11 protein-coding genes and 5 pseudogenes are annotated in these 16,681 nt (G+C 59.4%); 8 read left to right on the plus strand and 8 right to left on the minus strand.

Features of this window, described 5'->3' with window-relative positions:
• On the plus strand, nt 1-333 hold a 333-nt coding region (locus BM374_RS37335; protein WP_143270354.1), incomplete at its 5' end, for an integrase core domain-containing protein.
• Between the two features lie 81 nt (nt 334-414).
• Here BM374_RS37335 and tnpB (BM374_RS37340) read toward each other — a convergent pair.
• Nucleotides 415-762 carry an IS66 family insertion sequence element accessory protein TnpB gene (tnpB, locus tag BM374_RS37340; RefSeq protein ID WP_092303919.1) on the minus strand — a complete coding sequence of 116 codons (348 nt, stop codon included), beginning with the start codon at nt 760-762 and terminating at the stop codon, nt 415-417.
• Between the two features lie 989 nt (nt 763-1,751).
• On the opposite strand from tnpB (BM374_RS37340), the gene ltrA reads away from it, so the two are divergent.
• Entirely contained in the window at nt 1,752-2,993 is a 1,242-nt protein-coding gene (ltrA, locus tag BM374_RS37350; protein ID WP_092303923.1) for a group II intron reverse transcriptase/maturase, read from the plus strand.
• Nucleotides 2,994-3,081: 88 nt separating this feature from the next.
• Here the strand turns inward: ltrA and tnpC (BM374_RS40215) are convergent.
• A pseudogene (gene tnpC / locus BM374_RS40215) lies at nt 3,082-4,139 on the minus strand (IS66 family transposase); the annotation flags it as partial.
• A 45-nt stretch (nt 4,140-4,184) separates the two neighbouring features.
• A pseudogene (tnpB, locus tag BM374_RS37365) lies at nt 4,185-4,885 on the minus strand (IS66 family insertion sequence element accessory protein TnpB).
• 1,096 nt (nt 4,886-5,981) lie between these two features.
• On the opposite strand from tnpB (BM374_RS37365), the gene BM374_RS37370 reads away from it, so the two are divergent.
• Complete coding sequence (locus BM374_RS37370) at nt 5,982-6,869, plus strand: TauD/TfdA dioxygenase family protein (RefSeq protein ID WP_092303927.1); 888 nt, start codon at nt 5,982-5,984, stop codon at nt 6,867-6,869.
• 145 nt (nt 6,870-7,014) lie between these two features.
• Here the strand turns inward: BM374_RS37370 and tnpC (BM374_RS37375) are convergent.
• The 3 genes and pseudogenes from tnpC (BM374_RS37375) to tnpA all read right to left on the minus strand — a co-directional run bounded on the left by tnpC (BM374_RS37375) (nt 7,015) and on the right by tnpA (nt 9,466).
• Nucleotides 7,015-8,678 (minus strand): annotated as a pseudogene (gene tnpC, locus BM374_RS37375) (IS66 family transposase).
• A 45-nt stretch (nt 8,679-8,723) separates the two neighbouring features.
• The gene (tnpB, locus tag BM374_RS37380) at nt 8,724-9,044 is read right to left on the minus strand and encodes an IS66 family insertion sequence element accessory protein TnpB (protein ID WP_502689501.1); all 321 of its coding nucleotides are present in this window, start codon (nt 9,042-9,044) and stop codon (nt 8,724-8,726) included.
• 23 nt (nt 9,045-9,067) lie between these two features.
• Nucleotides 9,068-9,466 carry an IS66-like element accessory protein TnpA gene (gene tnpA / locus BM374_RS37385; RefSeq protein ID WP_092303932.1) on the minus strand — a complete coding sequence of 133 codons (399 nt, stop codon included), beginning with the start codon at nt 9,464-9,466 and terminating at the stop codon, nt 9,068-9,070.
• 1,850 nt (nt 9,467-11,316) lie between these two features.
• Here tnpA and BM374_RS37395 point away from each other — a divergent pair.
• The 4 genes and pseudogenes from BM374_RS37395 (at nt 11,317) to BM374_RS40225 (ending at nt 13,505) form a co-directional block, all read left to right on the plus strand.
• The gene (locus BM374_RS37395) at nt 11,317-11,586 is read left to right on the plus strand and encodes a DNA -binding domain-containing protein (RefSeq protein WP_092303934.1); all 270 of its coding nucleotides are present in this window, start codon (nt 11,317-11,319) and stop codon (nt 11,584-11,586) included.
• A 229-nt stretch (nt 11,587-11,815) separates the two neighbouring features.
• Nucleotides 11,816-12,151 (plus strand): annotated as a pseudogene (locus tag BM374_RS40465) (transcriptional regulator domain-containing protein); the annotation flags it as partial.
• Between the two features lie 181 nt (nt 12,152-12,332).
• A complete protein-coding gene (locus tag BM374_RS39875; RefSeq protein WP_244552872.1) occupies nt 12,333-12,560 on the plus strand; it encodes a DUF2285 domain-containing protein in 228 nt (75 codons plus the stop codon).
• 402 nt (nt 12,561-12,962) lie between these two features.
• On the plus strand, nt 12,963-13,505 hold the full coding sequence (locus BM374_RS40225) for a LysR substrate-binding domain-containing protein (protein ID WP_349510029.1): 543 nt from the start codon (nt 12,963-12,965) through the stop codon (nt 13,503-13,505).
• 308 nt (nt 13,506-13,813) lie between these two features.
• Here the strand turns inward: BM374_RS40225 and BM374_RS37410 are convergent, their stop codons facing one another.
• The gene (locus BM374_RS37410; protein ID WP_092303936.1) at nt 13,814-14,089 is read right to left on the minus strand and encodes a helix-turn-helix domain-containing protein; all 276 of its coding nucleotides are present in this window, start codon (nt 14,087-14,089) and stop codon (nt 13,814-13,816) included.
• A gap of 847 nt (nt 14,090-14,936) precedes the next feature.
• Here BM374_RS37410 and BM374_RS37415 point away from each other — a divergent pair.
• Nucleotides 14,937-15,310, plus strand: a pseudogene (locus tag BM374_RS37415) (transposase); the annotation flags it as partial.
• A 243-nt stretch (nt 15,311-15,553) separates the two neighbouring features.
• Here the strand turns inward: BM374_RS37415 and BM374_RS37420 are convergent.
• The coding region (locus BM374_RS37420) for a DDE-type integrase/transposase/recombinase (protein WP_092303938.1) at nt 15,554-16,681 on the minus strand (1,128 nt) is incomplete at its 5' end.

Raw genomic sequence — 16,681 nt, forward strand, 5'->3', positions numbered from 1 at the left:
GCAGCCATCGACTGGCACTTCATCGCACCAGGAAAGCCGATGCAGAACGGCTTTGTCGAGAGCTTCAATGGCCGAATGCGCGACGAACTGCTCAACGAGACCCTGTTCTTCGAACTTGACGATGCTCGTGCCAAGATCGCGAACTGGGTTGCCGACTACAATCTCCAGCGGCCTCACTCGTCGCTGAAATACCTGACCCCAGCGGCCTATGCCGCCCACCTCACCGCAACGGACGACCGGCTGCGCAACCCCGACCAGCTCCGCCGATCGCCCGTTGCTCCACCCGCGCCACTTGGCGTACAAAACCCCGAGACTCTAACCGCCACCGGATGAAAACTCAGTGGCAGGTCACAGTGAATCACAGATTAGACGCGAGGGGACTCCCCAAAATGCAAAAAGCTGCGGATTCTGCGCTTAGCCCGGCCTTTGCGGTCGCCAGCTCAATTGCGGATTCCGCCAGTCGATCCCTTCCAGCACGTAGGCCATCTGCGCCGCCGAGATTGATACCGCGCCGTCGGACGCCGACGGCCAGATGAACTTGCCGCGATCCAGGCGCTTCGCGTAGAGCGACATGCCAAGCCCATCATGCCAGAGGATCTTGACCAAATCGCCGCGGCAACCCCGGATGATGTAGAGATCGCCAGCATGAGGATCGCGCTTCAGGCTCTCCTGGACCGCAAGCGCGAAGCTTTGCATGCTGCGACGCATATCGGTGTGGCGCGTGGCGATCCAAAGCCCGACGCCGCTTGGGATGGGGATCATCGCCGCCGCAGAAGCTCAAGAACCCGCGGTAGCGTCTCAACGTCGACGCCGCGGTCAACGCGAACACGACAGCCGCTGCCAAGCTCGATCTCGATAATGCCGGCCCTTGCGCGTTGCGCAGGCGCTGAAGGCATCAGCTGTGGCGTGTCGCTCGAGATCGCAACCGCCACCGGTGTGATCTCGAACAGCTGGTCAATCCGATGAACCGCTTCCAGCGCAACGGGCGAGATCGCCGTCGCCGATCGTCCGCGGCGCGCGTTCTGGGCGATATCGGCCAGTTCGAAGAATGCCCTCCGACCGTGAGCCCAGCTTGCGTCAGGACAAGTCCTGGAAAGGAGGAAGAAATGTGATCTGAAACCTTTCAACGTGACCCAGAGGGTTCGACGCCCTCGCGGCAAAGGCGGAGCCCGCCAGCCGGAAGCGAGTCTTGCATGGGTGACGGTAACGTCGCTCGTGAAGCGTAGACAGCAGGTACTTAAGCCCTGTGGCAGCCTCGAAATCATGGTCGTGCTGAAGCCTTCGCCGTGTTGGGTGCGGGGGCGCACCGGGAAAGCCGCTATGGTCAGGTTTACCGGTTCGGCCGGGGTCTCTGAGCAGGGCAGAGGTACGGGATGGGTCACCAGGAAACCTGAGAGATCCCGTTTGTGCCCACATGGCAAGCCGGCGCGGAGCACCGGCCTCAACAACGCTCCAGGCCCGACGACCGACTTGGCGAGCATCGGGAGCGCGTACGCGAACACGAAACACCAAGGCATGTGGAATCTCGAGGCGAAGACATAAGCTGACGGACATGCGCGGCGGGAAGTCGTAGCGGCTTCGTAGTACCGAGGAAGGCGGGGAACTGGGCTCACCGGGACCCGCTGGAGGGAAGGGAGCCGTCACGCGTTAAGACCCATTGACGAGAAACACGGGAGGGAACGCTGAGTCCCACAAACCTGTCCACGAAACGACAATGGATAGCCGATCTGGCGAGGCAACATCCCGAGCGGGTGCTGACCTCGCTGCATCACCTGATCGACCGTGAATGGATGCTCGAAGCCTATCGCCTGACGCGCAAGGATGGAGCGCCCGGCGTCGACGGCATGATGGCGACGGACTATGAGGCGAACTTGGAGGTCAATCTTGATGATCTCCTAGCGCGCATCAAATCCGGCCGTTACATCGCGCCACCGGTGCGACGGCACTACATCCCGAAAGCGGATGGCACCGAACGGCCACTGGGCATCCCGACACTGGAGGACAAGGTGGCGCAGCGGGCGATTCTCCTGCTGCTGGAGCCGATTTACGAGACGGACTTCTTGCCGTGCTCGTACGGCTTCCGACCGGGACGATCGGCCCATGATGCCCTACGCGCCCTGCGCAATGGGTTCATGGAGCAAGGGCTGCGGTGGGTCGTGGACGTCGATATCTCAAAATACTTCGACACCATTGACCACGCGCACCTACGCCGATTCCTCGATCAGCGAGTCACGGACGGCATCGTCCGGAGGATGATTGACAAATGGCTGAAGGCGGGGGTGCTCGAAAAGGGCATCCTACGCCGTTCGACTGGTGGAACGCCCCAAGGCGGCGTGATCTCGCCACTGCTTGCGAACGTCTACCTGCACTACGTGCTGGATGAATGGTTCGAGCGGGTGGCGCGACCGCGGCTCAAGGGGCGGTGCCAATTGGTTCGATACGCTGATGACGCGGTGATCGCCTTCGAGGACCACCTGTCCGGCAAGCGATTGCTGAATGTGTTGGGTAAGCGGCTCGGTCGGTACGGGCTTCAACTCCATCCGACCAAGACCCGCTTCGTAGACTTCCGGTTCAAACGCCCGGAAGGGCGTCATCCTGCGACGGCGGGGACCACATTCAACTTCCTTGGCTTCACCCATGTGTGGGGTCAATCGAGGAAGGGTAAGAATGTTGTCCGACAGATAACGGCAAAAGACCGTTATGCTCGCGCGCTGGCTTCTGTGATGGAATGGTGTCGGATCAACCTGCATCGTCCATTCCGGGAACAGCACGCCCACTTGTCGCGGGTGATCCGGGGGCACTGCGCCTACTACGGCATCTCCGGAAACGGCCGACGGATCAGATGGTATCACCACCAGCTCACGCGGATATGGAAGAAATGGCTCGCACGGCGTGGCCGCCACAGCAATCTGTCGTGGTCGCGCTTCCGGGTCATGCTCGCGCGATACCCGCTGCCGTCAGCCAAGATCGTCCACCAATATGCCGTCCCCTGAGCGAAGCTTACGCGTGAAGAACCGGATGCGGGAAATCCGCTCGTCCGGGTCTGTGAGGGGCGGGGATGGCGACATCCCCGCCTACTCGGCAGAAGGCGGGCGTGGCCGGCGACGCCTTGCGTCCGGGATCGAACAGAGCGTTGAACCCGCTGTAGGCGTCGGCCTGCAGAATCCCAGCGAATTTCCGAAGGTGCCGCGCGGGATGCTCGCCGCGCCGATCGCGTCAGGCGTAAAACAATGCCGCCGGCGGATCTCGCCCGCCAAATGGCCGATCGTCGCGGACATAGGTCCAAATCCGGCCGGTATCTGCTTTCCCTTTCGCCAGGATCGGGATCTTGGTGTCATCACCATGGAGGCTGTCGGCGGAGAGCACATAGGCTTCGATCAGTTCAAAGATCGGCCTGACCGCAAAGGCTCCGGCGCCCACCTGGTCCGCCAGCGTCGAGACCGACAGGTCGATCCCCTCGCATTTGAAGCGCTGGCTCTGTCGGTTCAGCGGCTGATGCTGACCAAATTTGTCGAACAGGATCGTCGCCAGAAGTTGGGGTCCGATATAGCCCCGCGGCGTGGCATGGAACGGCGCCGGCGGCTGCGTGATCGCCTCGCAGTCCCGGCAACTAAACTTCTCCTGTACCGTATCGATCACTTGAACCGGCGTGGGATCGCCTCCAGCGTCGAGGTCACCCTTTCGCCGAGCTTCGATAGCCGGGCAGATCCGCAGCAGGGACATTGCGTCGGGGCCGGCAGGACCACGCGTTCTCGCTCGATGTCATCGGGAAAGGGCTGGCGCAGAGGCCGCTTGCGCTCAAACGAACGCACCGTCTGCGTCTTCCCCGCCGCCTTCTCGGCGGCAAGTTCATCCTCAGTTGCGGCCGCCTCGAGCTCCTCAAGCTCCTCAAGCTCAAGCTCCAGCTGATCGAGCAATCGTGCCGCCCGTTCCGAGCGCGCGCCATAAAGCGTCCGCCGCAGCTTCTCGATCGCGAGCTTGAGGTGGGCGATCAGAGCTTCGGTACTCGATTGCTTCGGCTGGGCATTGGCCGCTTCAGCAAGCTTGGCCTCCGCCGCAAGCCTGGCTGCGCGCTCAGCCAGGATCATTGCATGCGCGGCGGCAAGATTAGGCGGCAGCTCGTCGGCGCTGGAGTCCATAACGAGATGGAATCATATTCGCAACCAAACTCAAACGACAAACTCTCAGCCAACGATCGTCGGACGCCAGGACTCTTGGGGATTGCGCCAGTCGATGCCGGACAACAGATAGCTCATCTGCGCCTGCGATATCGACACCACGCCATCGGCCAACGACGGCCAGATAAAACAACCTCTCTCGAGTTTCTTCGTAAACAGGCATGCTCCCTGGCCGTCATGCCAGATCACCTTCAACAAATCGCCTCGGCGCCCACGGAAGCAGAACAAATGACGCTGAGGGGATCGCGGCGCAACACCTCTTGCACCTGCAACGACAATGAGGCCAAGCCTTTGCGCATGTCTGTGTGGCCCGTCGCCAGCCACACCCGAACTCCCGTAGGACGCCGATCCAAAGCCTCGATGACCCGGCGAAGCGCCTCAACGTCGACACCCGTATCGACAATGACGCGCCGCCCGCCAGCCAGCTCGATCTCAATCCGACGCTCTGTTGAATGTGCTGTCGCGCTCTCCGACGAGGCCGCCACCGACGCCACGGGCCCACCCTCGGCCACAACTGCCCTGACAAAGCCAGCCTCGGATTTGGTCCGGTTCGCCGCGAAGGCTCTTCGCCAAGTCACCAATAGAGAACGCGACAAGCCGTATCGCCGCGCTGTCGCCGCTACCAGGCGAGGCGCGGATAGGCTCTCCAAAACAATCCGCGCCTTCTCCTCCTCAGACCAACGCCGCCGCCGGCCTGTATCGACCACTTCAAGTCGATTCAGCGTACTGATCGTATGGCTGTCTATACGTACAGTTCTCAACCATCAGGCCAGCCCGCCGCAAGGGCGTCTCCCCTCGGAGGCTTACGTAAGAAAGAGCGATCGAGAGGAAGATAAATCCCGGCTTATGATCTGAAATCCCATGTATCTCCAGTGTCGTGTCGCTCATAGTGAGGCAAAATGGCCAGCCGGAATTTGCGCTTGCAGTCCGAGAGCGCAAAGATCCGTTGTTGTCTCAGAGGAGCGATATTCCTCGGCCGTCGGTGCTCTGCTTCTAGTGTACTCGACTGCCGCAAACCCAAATGGCAAGCGCTCAGTTAAGGAACTCGACGTCTCCGTGGAGAACCAAAGGCAAGTTACCCCCGCGACAGCTGCATTCGTGCCAAGTGCAAATTTCGAAAATGGAGGGATTAAGTCCGTTGTTAAACTTCATCAGAAGTTGCAGCGTTTTGTTCTTGCGCTTTCACCGCTAGTCAAAGGCTGACGGCAAGTGATCAGCTGATCAAACAAGTAGCGCATTGAGCAACTCCAACTCGCAAAAATATGATTGTGAGCCGCGTTGAAGTAGTCGAACTAATAAGATACATTCTTAAGTAGATAGCCTACGGACAGACTGGTCCTATCCGCTTCGCGGGTGCACGCCGCGGACTGGTTCCAACTTTCATCGTGCGCGTGACGTCGTGCAGGATGAATGAGGTACGACGCAGTCGTTGTTCGAGGATTTTCCAAGCCTGAGTTATGAGACGAGGAGAACGTTACGCGAGCTCGAAAAGAAAGCTAGTTTCGTTTCATGGACTGGACATGGATTGCGTCTATGATCTGCACTCTTATCAGGCTGCAAATCGATCTGGTGGCCTAATATGCGAGTGTCCTTCGATGAGAACGCCACCAGGCGCCTCGATACGCAGAGGGATACGGATTCTAAGGTCCTGGTGGTGTGTATCAGAATGCAGCCGCCTCATTGGGTGGTCGCTAATCGACGCTCAGACAATTCGGGTGTGTAGGACCAAGATGGTGTTGCACGGTTGTCGCCAGACGCGACCACCAGCAAGTCTGTTTGGAATCCCCAGAAAGAGGCGCCGTGATGAGTGAAACAATGGTTGTTGAAGATGTCATTCCGCGAGCAGACATCGTAAAGCGCGCGGAGCGGCTTGGTGCCGAACTCAAGAACATTGCGCTGTCGGATGATTTGCCTGACGATGTCATCATAGCGTTCAAGCGCCTTGTGCTAGAGCATAAGGTCATCTTCTTCCGTGACCAGGGACATCTCGACGATGCACAGCAGCAACGTTTTGTGCTCCGGCTTGGCTCGCTGATGCCGAATCCCACAATGGCGGACACAACCGTCGGTTTAACGATCCGGCAGGATCTGTCTGATCCCGCCTGCAGTCATCTCGACCAGATGAACGAGGGGCGGGTCCGCACAGCCATTTCGGGGCTGCGGCTTGCAGCGGCCCCTCCTTTTGGCGGCGACATTACTTGGTCGAGTAGGGCGGGCGCTTATCTTGATCTTCCCGATCCCCTGCGGATGCTCGCAGATAACCTGTGGGCTGTGAGCTTCGTCGCATCTGATCTCAGCGCGATAGAGAGGGCCAACGATGCCAACAAGCGGCCTTGGTGGGGCGTATCGACTGAGACGATCTATGAAACGACACATCCGATTGTTCGTGTTCATCCCGAGTCCGGCGAACGCATGCTATCGCTCGGTAGTACCGTGAACAACTTCGTCGGACTGCAACGCTATCCCAGCCAAAGACTGTTTGAACTGCTGCAATCCTATCTCATTGCGCCCCGGAACACTCTGTGCTGGAACTGGAAATCAGGCGACGTCGTAATCTGGGACAATCGCGCGACTGAGCCGTACCCCGTCAGCAAATCCAGCAGCCCTCACTGGATGACAGACCAGCTTGCGATTGGGGCCCGCGTACCACACGAGAAAAGGCCAAAATCAAGGGCGGCAAAGGCTGCCTGACTTGTCGGCACCTTCCGAATTAGGTCAACGCGCGGAAACCCGAGACTAAATTGCGGCCCTGCAATGTCGTACGCATACGACGAAGGCCGCCTGATTGACGCATGCGCGCGAGCGCGGCGAGTTCTACGATGGTGTTGCGTGAAGGTCAGGCGGCTTGCTGATCGGCGGACTTGCCGGCTTGGTGCAGGAGCTTCCATTCCCAGGGCAGCAGTTCGCGCAGCCGCGACGCGGGAAGATCGGCGATCCGGGCGAGGGCGTCGGCGAGCCAGGCCTTTGGATCGACGTCGTTGAGGCGGCAAGTCGTGATCATCGTCAGCATGATCGCGGCACGGTCGGCGCCACGCTGGCTACCAGCGAAGGTCCAGTTGCGCCTTCCCAAGGCAATGCCTCTCAATGCACGCTCAGCGCAATTGTTGGTCAAGCAGATCCGGCCATCGTCGAGGAAGCGGACGAAGTCGTCCCAGCGCTTGAGCATGTAGTTCATGGGCTTCAGGACCTCGGCGGAGCGCGAGAGGCTTTCTCGCTCGCGGAGCAGCCAGTCATGCATGTCGTCGAGCAGCGGCTTGCTCCGCTCCTAGCGCACGGCACGCCGCTCGTCGGCACCACGGCCGTTGATGGCGCGCTCGATCTCGAACAACGCATCGAGGCGTCTGACCGCCTCCAGCGCGATCGGAGAGACCGGTTTGCCCTTCTTGCCTTCCCGAGCATTTCTCTCGATGTCAGCCAGCTCGAAGATCCCCGCCGCGCATGGGCAAAGCAAAATGCCGGCGTGATCGGCATTGCTTTCCTTTTTGGGTCGAACAACGGCTCGAAGCCGCCATAGCAATCCGCCTGCAGAATGCCGGCGAAGGCGGCCAGATGCTTCTGAGGATGTTCGCCCCGTCGGTTGCCCGAGGCATAATAGACCGCCGCCGGCGGCGCAGGCCCGGCGAACGGCCGGTCATCCCGCACATAGGTCCATATCCGGCCGGTCGTGCACTTGCCCTTCGCCAGGATGCGGATGGTGGGGTCGTCGCCATGAAGGCGCTCGGCCGCGAGCACATGACGCTCGATCAGCTGGAACAGCGGCATGACGGCGAAGGTTCCGTGGCCGACTTGGTCGGCCAGCGTCGACAGCGGCAGGTCGATCCGTTCAGCCTTGAAGCGCACGCTCTGGCGATTGAGCGGGATATGCATGCCGAACTTGTCGAACAGCATTGTCGCCAGCAATTGCGGACCGATGAAGCCGCGCGGCGTGGCATGGAACGGTGCCGGCGGCTGGCTGATCTTCTCGCAATCGCGGCAAGTGAACTTCCTCGCGTACGTCTCGATCACCTTGAAGCGACGCGGGATCTCCTCCAGCGTCTTGGTCACATCCTCTCCGACCTTCGCCAGCCGAGATCCACCGCAGCAGGCGCAGCTCGTTGGAGCCTCAATGACGACGCGCTCGTGTTCGATGTCGTCCGGCCATGGCTGGCGAACTGGCCGCTTGCGCATGAAGGCGCTCACGCTCTGGGTTTTTGCGGCGGCAGCCTGCGCAGCCAGCTCATTCTCGGTCGCCGTGGTGGCGAGTTCTTCGAGCTCCAATTCCAACTGCTCAAGTAGCCGCGCCGTGCGCTCGGAGCGCGGCCCGTGCAGTTCGCGTTTGAGCTTCTCGATCCGTAGCTCAAGATGAGCGATCAGCACCTCGCTGTCCGACAGCTCCGCCCGCGCGTTGGCGGCATCCGCGACTGCCACATCGCGTTCAGCCTGCAACGCCTCGCGCTCGGCCAGCAGCGCAAGGTAGGCGCTCGCGAGATCCGACGGAAGATCGTCCGGCTTCGATGTCATGAAGCCATTGAATCAGATTGAGCACCAGATTCAAACCCAAAACGATTATCCGACCCGCGTCGGGCGCTGGGTTTCTTGCGGATTGCGCCAATCGATTCCGGACAGCAGGTAGCTCAACTGCGCCAGCGAGATCGTTACCGCTTCACCGGCAACCGATGGCCAGACAAACTTCCCTCTCTCGAGTTTTTTTGTGAACAAGCAGGCTCCCTGACCATCGTGCCAGATCACCTTCACAAGATCGCTGCGGCGACCGCGGAAGACGAACAAATGACCGCTGAGCGGTTCTTTGTGCAGCACCTCCTGAACTTGGAGGGCCAGCGACGGGAAGCCTCTGCGCATATCCGTGTAGCCTGTCGCCAGCCACACTCGCACATTCCCTGGTACAGCAATCATCGGCGTCCAAGCACATCGAGGACCCGCGCCAGCGCCTCCGGATCGACGTGCGCATCCACCCGGATGCACCGTCGGTTGCCGAGATCGATCTCTATCAATCCAGTACGTGCGGCTGCCGGCGAGCGAACTCGGCCATCAACCGTAGGCAATAGCTTCGCAGTTTCTTCAGTCGAGGCCGCTACGGCGATCTGCACCGGCGTAAAAGATGGTACAACTTGTTCCGATGTCCGTGCTTGTCGACGCCAGGTAAACACCAGGCTGGCCGCTACTCCGTTGCGCCGCGCAACCTCAGTTACCTTCGCGCCCGGTGCCAGCGTCTCCTCGACAATCCGTGCCTTGTCGTCCTGCGACCAACGCCGCCGCCGCTCCAGCCCGCCCAAAACCTCGACCCGCATCGCCTGATGACCTTAAAGCTAGACTTAAGGTCACACCTTAAAGCTAGACTTAAGGTCACACGCTTCGCGAATTACCACCCCTCACGCATGACGGCCCCCATCGGAGGCGTACGCAATGTCGAGCGGTGTGGCCGATCCAATGCGCGAGGACCGGCTAACGGGCGCAGCTGTCACCTGCTAGGCTTCTTCCAGGCCCAACACCATTAATCCAGGCTTCGTCTCTCCTCGGCGGTTAAACCGATCACGCTGCATTTTTGATGATCTGATTCATCCGTTGGCTCTCGCTCGGCGAGCAGCATCCCCTTCTTGGTATCGGCATAGTGAGTCCCGGCGTAGCTCACACCTATTCAAATTCGCCACCATCTCGCGGGGTGCCGTATGGCGTCGATTCCGAGCGCCCGGGGTCAGCTGAAATTATCCCGCTCGCGATGGTGCCGGCGTCTTACGTGTCCTATAAACAAACCATCCGTCGAGCCTTTCCAGGAGCGCCTAAATTCCGCTCGTGCATGGCCACAACACCTTCGCCGATCTTCGTCCAGCGAAAAGGTTCCATCCTCAAGCCGCACACCAGCTTGATCATTCGACCGACAGGCTTCGGACACGGATCTACTCTCATGCTCTTACGCGCCGGGGTAGCAAGTCCCTCCATGCCCTTGCGGAAGTCTCGCAGGTGAGGCGTTGCGATCACCCGAACTTCACCCCACAAACCGACCTCAGCTCCAAACAGACTCTTCGCAAACCTCGGCCGACCGTCCGTAGGGTTACGGCGAGCGGCGCAACAGCTCATTTTGAGGATGCTCGGCCTTACGACAGGCCGCCGTTCGCGAGGCGGAACCCGGCTGGGACGACACGGCTCGAGCGGGTGAGCGGAATCGTCGGCTGTAGATCGATGAAGCACGTAGGCCGCTCCGGCTCGATTCCGCCCAAGCCTTAGCCGAAACATGGCTCGCTCGATAATTACGTCTTGTTTCGGCCAAGCCGTGCCGGCTTCCGCCCTCTGGACATCGGCTTGGGGGGCATTGCACCCTTAACTAGCGGTATGAAGAATTCGAACAAGTGAACACTCAAAGTCTTGGCGATGCGTTCCAGAAGATCAATAGTCGGGTTCTCTCTTTCTTCTGCTCAATGCGCCCCATGTACGAGCGGGCGATCCCGGCATCATAGGCCAATTGGTCTTGCGCAATGCCGCGCTCAACGCGGATCCGGCGCACATTCCAGGCCACAAGCGCACAAGCGTTCATGCGCAGAGGCAGACATTCAGACGGTTATGAAACCACTGGTTATAGCCAGAGTGTTACGATAAGCTCCCATCAGCTTTGACTGTCCTCCCCAATGGCTTTGAGAATCAGGCAACGGTGAGATGCGGGCGCAGCTAGTGACCGTGTTCTCGTTGACCATCGCAACCGTTCTCGTGGGGCAATAGCTTGCCATTAGCGGCAGAGAAGAAATAGCGCTCAGACCTGCGCGTTTTCCGGAGCCCGGGACGATATAGGACGAATGCTCAAGTGTGGGTCGAAACGGAAACGAATGTTCTCCAGCTGGCAGGTTCTGGCTATTGCCCTTACGAGTGCGATCGGGGCGGTCACCACGGACCACCATGCCCTTGCGCCAGGAGCAGCAAAAACAACCTAGTTGCGGGGCGCATGTGCAATACCTTCCAGTATGGACGGCGATGAAAAGAGAAAGCACAGCATGGAGCCAACAGGCCCATGCGAGCCGATCCGCGATTGCTGCCTAGGCGCGAAAAGGAGGTCGGCGTGCGACCATTAGGTAGGTACCAAAGCAATCTAAAATTAGTTATCGTTGCGTTAATTTCGGTAGATTTTTCAGCTGGATAGGAGTTTCAAGCAGTGCCAGCAGAGCCGAAGATCGCAGAATTGGCGCCCTGCGTCGACGAGCTTACGTCATATGACAAGGAGCACGCTGTTGCCTACATGCGACTGCTTGATGCGGACGCGGCCAACGCAGATTGGCGCGAAATCGCACGAATTGTGCTTGGGCTTGACCCGACCATTGAGCCGGAGCGAGCGCGACGCACGTTCGAAAGTCATTTGACGCGGGCCAAGTGGCTAGCGGGCAAGGGCTATCGTGATCTGCTACGTAGCGGTTGGCCAAAATGATGAACAGCGCGGATGTCGAGGTCACAGCAATCGTGGAAATCGCAAAAGTTGATTGTTCCATTGATTAGTTGCATGGAAGACGGGCACATGATGGGCAAGCAGCCGGAAAACGCCACAATCATCGGCTGCATTTCGCCGCGTCTGAAAATTTTGCGGGAGAAGTGCGATGCCGAATACTGACCGGAGATCTGAGGAAGGGTACAGCGGCCTGTAGACGGCAGATGCTGCCGACCTGGCCTGGGAGTGGTTGCGCCGGGATCAAGACTACCAAGAGGATTATAAGCCGCTATCTCGCCGCGAACGTTCAAGCGCGGCGCCGGGCGAATTCCGACGCAAGTGGGGCTCTCGTTTTCCTGCTGATCCGGAAAAGACTTTCGACGAGCAAGCAGTCTTTTGGGCACCTGAGGTGCTGCCAACCATGTTGGCTGTGCGGCCGACGAGCTGCATTGCGCCGAAAACCGTCAGCTCGATTTCGACCATCTGCCAGGCGGCGAGCTTCGCCGTGCGCCGGATGGATGGCACGCGATCGTACCGCTCGGGGGCACGAAGCATCGCCTTTGGTTAAGAGAGTTTCCGGCGAGCGGATATGCTGTCGTCGTTGATCTGCCGCTTGATGGCGATTTTGAGCTTCGCCTGGGGGCCGCACGTCAATTTTGGAAAGCCCTTCAGCATCCGGGCTCGGAGGAGAGCCGCCACTTGCTTTGCCTGCTTCGAGGCGGCATCGGCTGATTCTGGCGTTGCGCGCAATGGATGGATGGCAGCAAGGGAATAGCTATCCCCAAATCGCGCAAGGCCTGTTTGGAAGTCATCGTATTGCCGAGCGCGCCTGGAAAACAGACGATTTTTGCAGCCGAACCATTTTGTTAAGTTGGTGCAGCGCCTCCTGCGCCTACGCTGGCGTGCGTTGCTCGACAAACGCGGACGCTGATACCCAGCGATCCGTCATGAGCATCGAATATTGTGATGGACTTTGATTCTGGCGCGGAGCAGACAATAGCGGCTCGAGACGATGATGTTCCCCTAAATGCCATCCGCGCATTTGTGACGGTTGCCCGCGGAAGGCAGCGTCACACGCGCGGCCACCACTTTGGGGACAACGCAGAGTTCGGTCAGCCGTTATTGGCTGTACTGCGGAATTATCTGGGGGCTGACCTCATCGGGCGGCGTGGACGGCGCAGCGATTTGACCGAGTTCGGAAGGCTGTTCGCAAACGCAGTGTCTGAACCGCTCGAAACCGTCAGTTTCACGGCAAAGAGAATGCGACGCCGAGCAGGTGCAGGAACGAATCGGATCGTGGTCCGCACGTCTCTATCGATCTTGCTTTCTCTATCCTTATTCGAAATCTGCAGGCTTTCTCGTCTGAAGCGGGTGGCGTTATCGTGGACATCATCAGCTCGTTAGCACACCCGAAATCTTCGGATGATTTCAATATTTTGATTACACGGGATCATTCCGTCATCGAACCCGCCGACAGTTGGGCGATTTATAAGGAGGAGCTGGTGTGTGTCGGTCCTCCAAATCTGGTCGGACGCAGAGAGCTCTCGATTGTTCGCCCAACCCCGATACTGAATATCACATCCCGCCCCGACATGCTGCCGACATGGCTGAGAGCCATGAATCTGTCTTCGAGCGACATACGAGTTGGCGCCCGGTATGATCACAACTATCTTGCTCTGCCGGCCGTCAGGACCGGAAAATGCCTTCTTGTCGCGCCCGAGATCATCGTCGGTGATCTCGTCAGAGGGGGCGCTTTGCAAATCATGCCTGGCACCCGCACTCCAAGTGGTATGCAATATCGCGCCTATGCCGTAGATCGCAGCGCGCACCTCGAGATCGCACGTTCCTTTTTCCGATGGCTGGCTCGTCTTTGCAAGAGTGTCCCGTTTGCGCAGGTTGCCTGGGGTCTAGCGGCGCCTTAATCCGCTGCAAGGGGAGCGCTCAGTCTAAGAAAACTATGCAAGCATAATCCGTAAGCTCTCGAGATAGCGCTCCTCTGTTGCAGCAATCAAGACTGCAACAATTAGATATCGGAGGGCAAAGACCTTATCCTATCCACCATCGTGCCAGGCATCGGCAGAATTGGCTGGCAGAACGGAAGGTGGCCATTTATCGCGCCGCAACCCACTACTTGTCATCCCTGCCCCTGCTAAGCACAAAATATTCTTGTGAGCGCGATACCTGCGCCGCGAGCGCACGACATCAGAGTCTCAGATGGTGTTTGTCAGGCTTAAGTCCTTTTGCCGCGTGCGGGCTTGCGGCCTTTAGGTAAGGTTGCAGGTGGCGGGGCGCCCTTGGATGGCCGAACAAACAGTTCGGAGACAGCTACGCCGAGTGTCTCGGCAAGGCGATCAATAAGGTGGACTGTCGGGTTCGCTTGTTGGCGTTCGAGTCCGCTCATGTAGGAGCGATCAACGCCCGCATCGTAAGCCAATTGCTCCTGCGGAATACCGCGCTGGACGCGGATCCGGCGCACATTGTAAGCCAGAAGCGCACGAGCCCTCATGCGCGAAAGCAGCCATTTCGAGGGTCATCAAACCACTGGCTATAACCTACTTAAAAAGTGGCTAAATTGGAGGTGTTCGCTCGAATTATCCGATGCGTTCCACTTTTCCGGTCGCTACTGCCGCCGGCCGTAAAAGCGCTGCTATATCGACCGTCCATCAAGTTGGGGTGGCGCAGATTTTGAGCATGCGTCTGCGAGCAGTGGCTTCAGCTACGTGTTCTCGTCTTCGAGAATCTTCAGCCGCTTGGCCTCCGAGACCTCGGGCGGTCGAACTTGGCCGTCCACTTGTAAATGATGGCGCCTCCAACGCCATCCTTGCGCGCACAAATCCGGCCGGCAAGATCGGATGCACTTAGCCGGGTTGTCAACCGCTTCGAAACGCGGAAAATTCAACGTCAGCCTTAGATGCTCATCGGTCGTGTAGTACGTGAATCTCCCATTCGCCTAGTCAGATAAGGGCATTGCTATATGCGATGCGGTTGATGCTCGAATCTTCGTTATTCAACTCTCCGTTTTCGAAGCGTCCAACTCCAACATTGTCTTTTGGGAGAGGCTTGAGGCGATTGGCCTGACAATTTTGCCCGCGGGTCAAGCGAGCAACCTGCGGTAGGTTCGGTGTGGCTGCGCCGGCGCGTGTGGAAGCGCTCCATGTAACGACTCCTAAATCGCGCAGCGGATATCCTGGGCGGCAGTGGGTTGTGTCCCGATGGTGTAGCTTGGTAGAGCAAAGCCGTCCGCACGCGCGCCCTCCCGATGGCGCCGTGGCGGGCGGGCAGCTTTGCGGTGGTCACCGGCAGTTCGCCGGTAGGGTCGGTTGCTGACACCATCCCGATTCGAGGAACGACCGATGACCGATGAGATGATGAACCTCCGAACGCTCGGGGAGAAGACCCCTTATGCGAGATGATCCGCTTTGCTGCCCAGCCCGTGATGGAGCTGGAAGTGGACGGCCAGACCGGAGCCTCCTACTGCGAAAAGAACCCCCAGCGTCTGGCGCAGCGCAACCGCGATCGGACTTGGGAGACCCGCGCCGGCACGGTCGCGCTGCGCATTCCCAAGCTGCGCAAAGGCTCCCTACTTCCCGGGCTTCTGGAGCCGCGCCGGATGGCCGAGCAGGCGCTCACCGCCGTCGCGCAAGAAGCTTATGTGCAGGCCGTCTCGACCCGCTCCGTCGACGATCTGGTGCAGGCGATGGGCCGGCGAACGCGCGGTAAGGCCCAAAATCATGTGCCGGTGACTCTGAAATAGAGGCCATGGAGCCGCCAGTTGAGCAGCATCGATCGAGATTGGAAGCGGTGTCGCGCGGCGATCAGGATGGAAAGCGTATTGCCTCATGTACTGATGCTCCCGGGTGCGATCGGTTGCCTCATTTATTTTGCTCCTGGCTTGAGTTGAGGAGGAGGCCGGGTGCGGAGTTGGCCGGGGTTTCGGAGCGCCCGGCCTCCTCCGCTGGTACCTCGCACGTCATTGGGGTGTTGTGACCTCGTACCCCGGCGGCATTTTCTCGCTAGGAGCGAACAGCAGCGCATTCGCTTGCTCGCTTCGCCAGGATTTCAGCCGACGTTGAAGGGTTCGAAGAAGCTTGTTCGGATAGGCTCCAGGATATTCCATCTGCAAGCGCGAGAGCAGTTCGCTGCCACTCCGCCAAGGCTCAGCTTCAAACCATTTTCGCAAATCTGGCGTTGCGCGAATGAGCGGGTCGGGACGCCGCCGGCCTCTTTTCGCCTTCACGAGTGGCCGATCCGTCGGTCGCATGGCTCCGTCCTTCCAGGCCGTGCGCAAGCTTGCCAGGAAGCGATCGATCGGTTGCGATGCCACAGCAGGATGGCTGATTGGTTGGGTATCAGCGAGGGCCGCGAGGCGCTCCTGCACGTCGCGGATGTCGCGCAACAACGCGACCGGATCGAGAGCGGCATAGATTTCTTGGAGGTGATGGCGGACAGCGTCAGGCGTGCGGGCGTCCGCTGCCAGGCGCTGGTGTGGTGTAGCCGGCGCGCTGTATGTCTTGCGTGCACGGGCACCGTCGCGCTGCTTGGCTATCAATTTGAACGAGGGTTGGAAGAAGTTCACGAATAGCCGCGCCGATCGATAGAGTTCAGCCAGCAGCTTGGCCGCTTCCAGGCCCTCGAACCGACGATAGCCGACTATCCTGCGCACGACGGCGCCGTTCTTCTGCTCGACGAACGCCTGGTCATTTTTTCGGTAGGGCCGGCAACGCGTGAAGACGATGTTGGCCGCCTCGCAGTAGGCTTTCAGCGTCTCGTTTATGAACACCGTATCATTGTCAGTATCGAGGCCGAGCAGTGCAAAAGGCAAATGTTTGCGCAATTCCGTCAGCACCGTGCTCAACAGCGTCTGTTCGCGCACGATCAGGGGAGCGCACTCTGTCCAGCCAGTAGCAATGTCCGTGAGCACGAGGGTCTGGATAAAGCTGCCGCGCGCAGATGGTCCGCTATGCGCTACAAGGTCAGCCTCGACGAATCCTGGCGCCGGATCGTTCCAATCCGCCGACGTCCGTATTGGAACACTGTGACGCAGAGAATGTGCTGTGTGCCGCCGGCGCTTGCGACCCAATTTTTCTCGGATCGGCAC

Source organism: Bradyrhizobium sp. Ghvi, assembly GCF_900115265.1.
Lineage (GTDB): Bacteria > Pseudomonadota > Alphaproteobacteria > Rhizobiales > Xanthobacteraceae > Bradyrhizobium.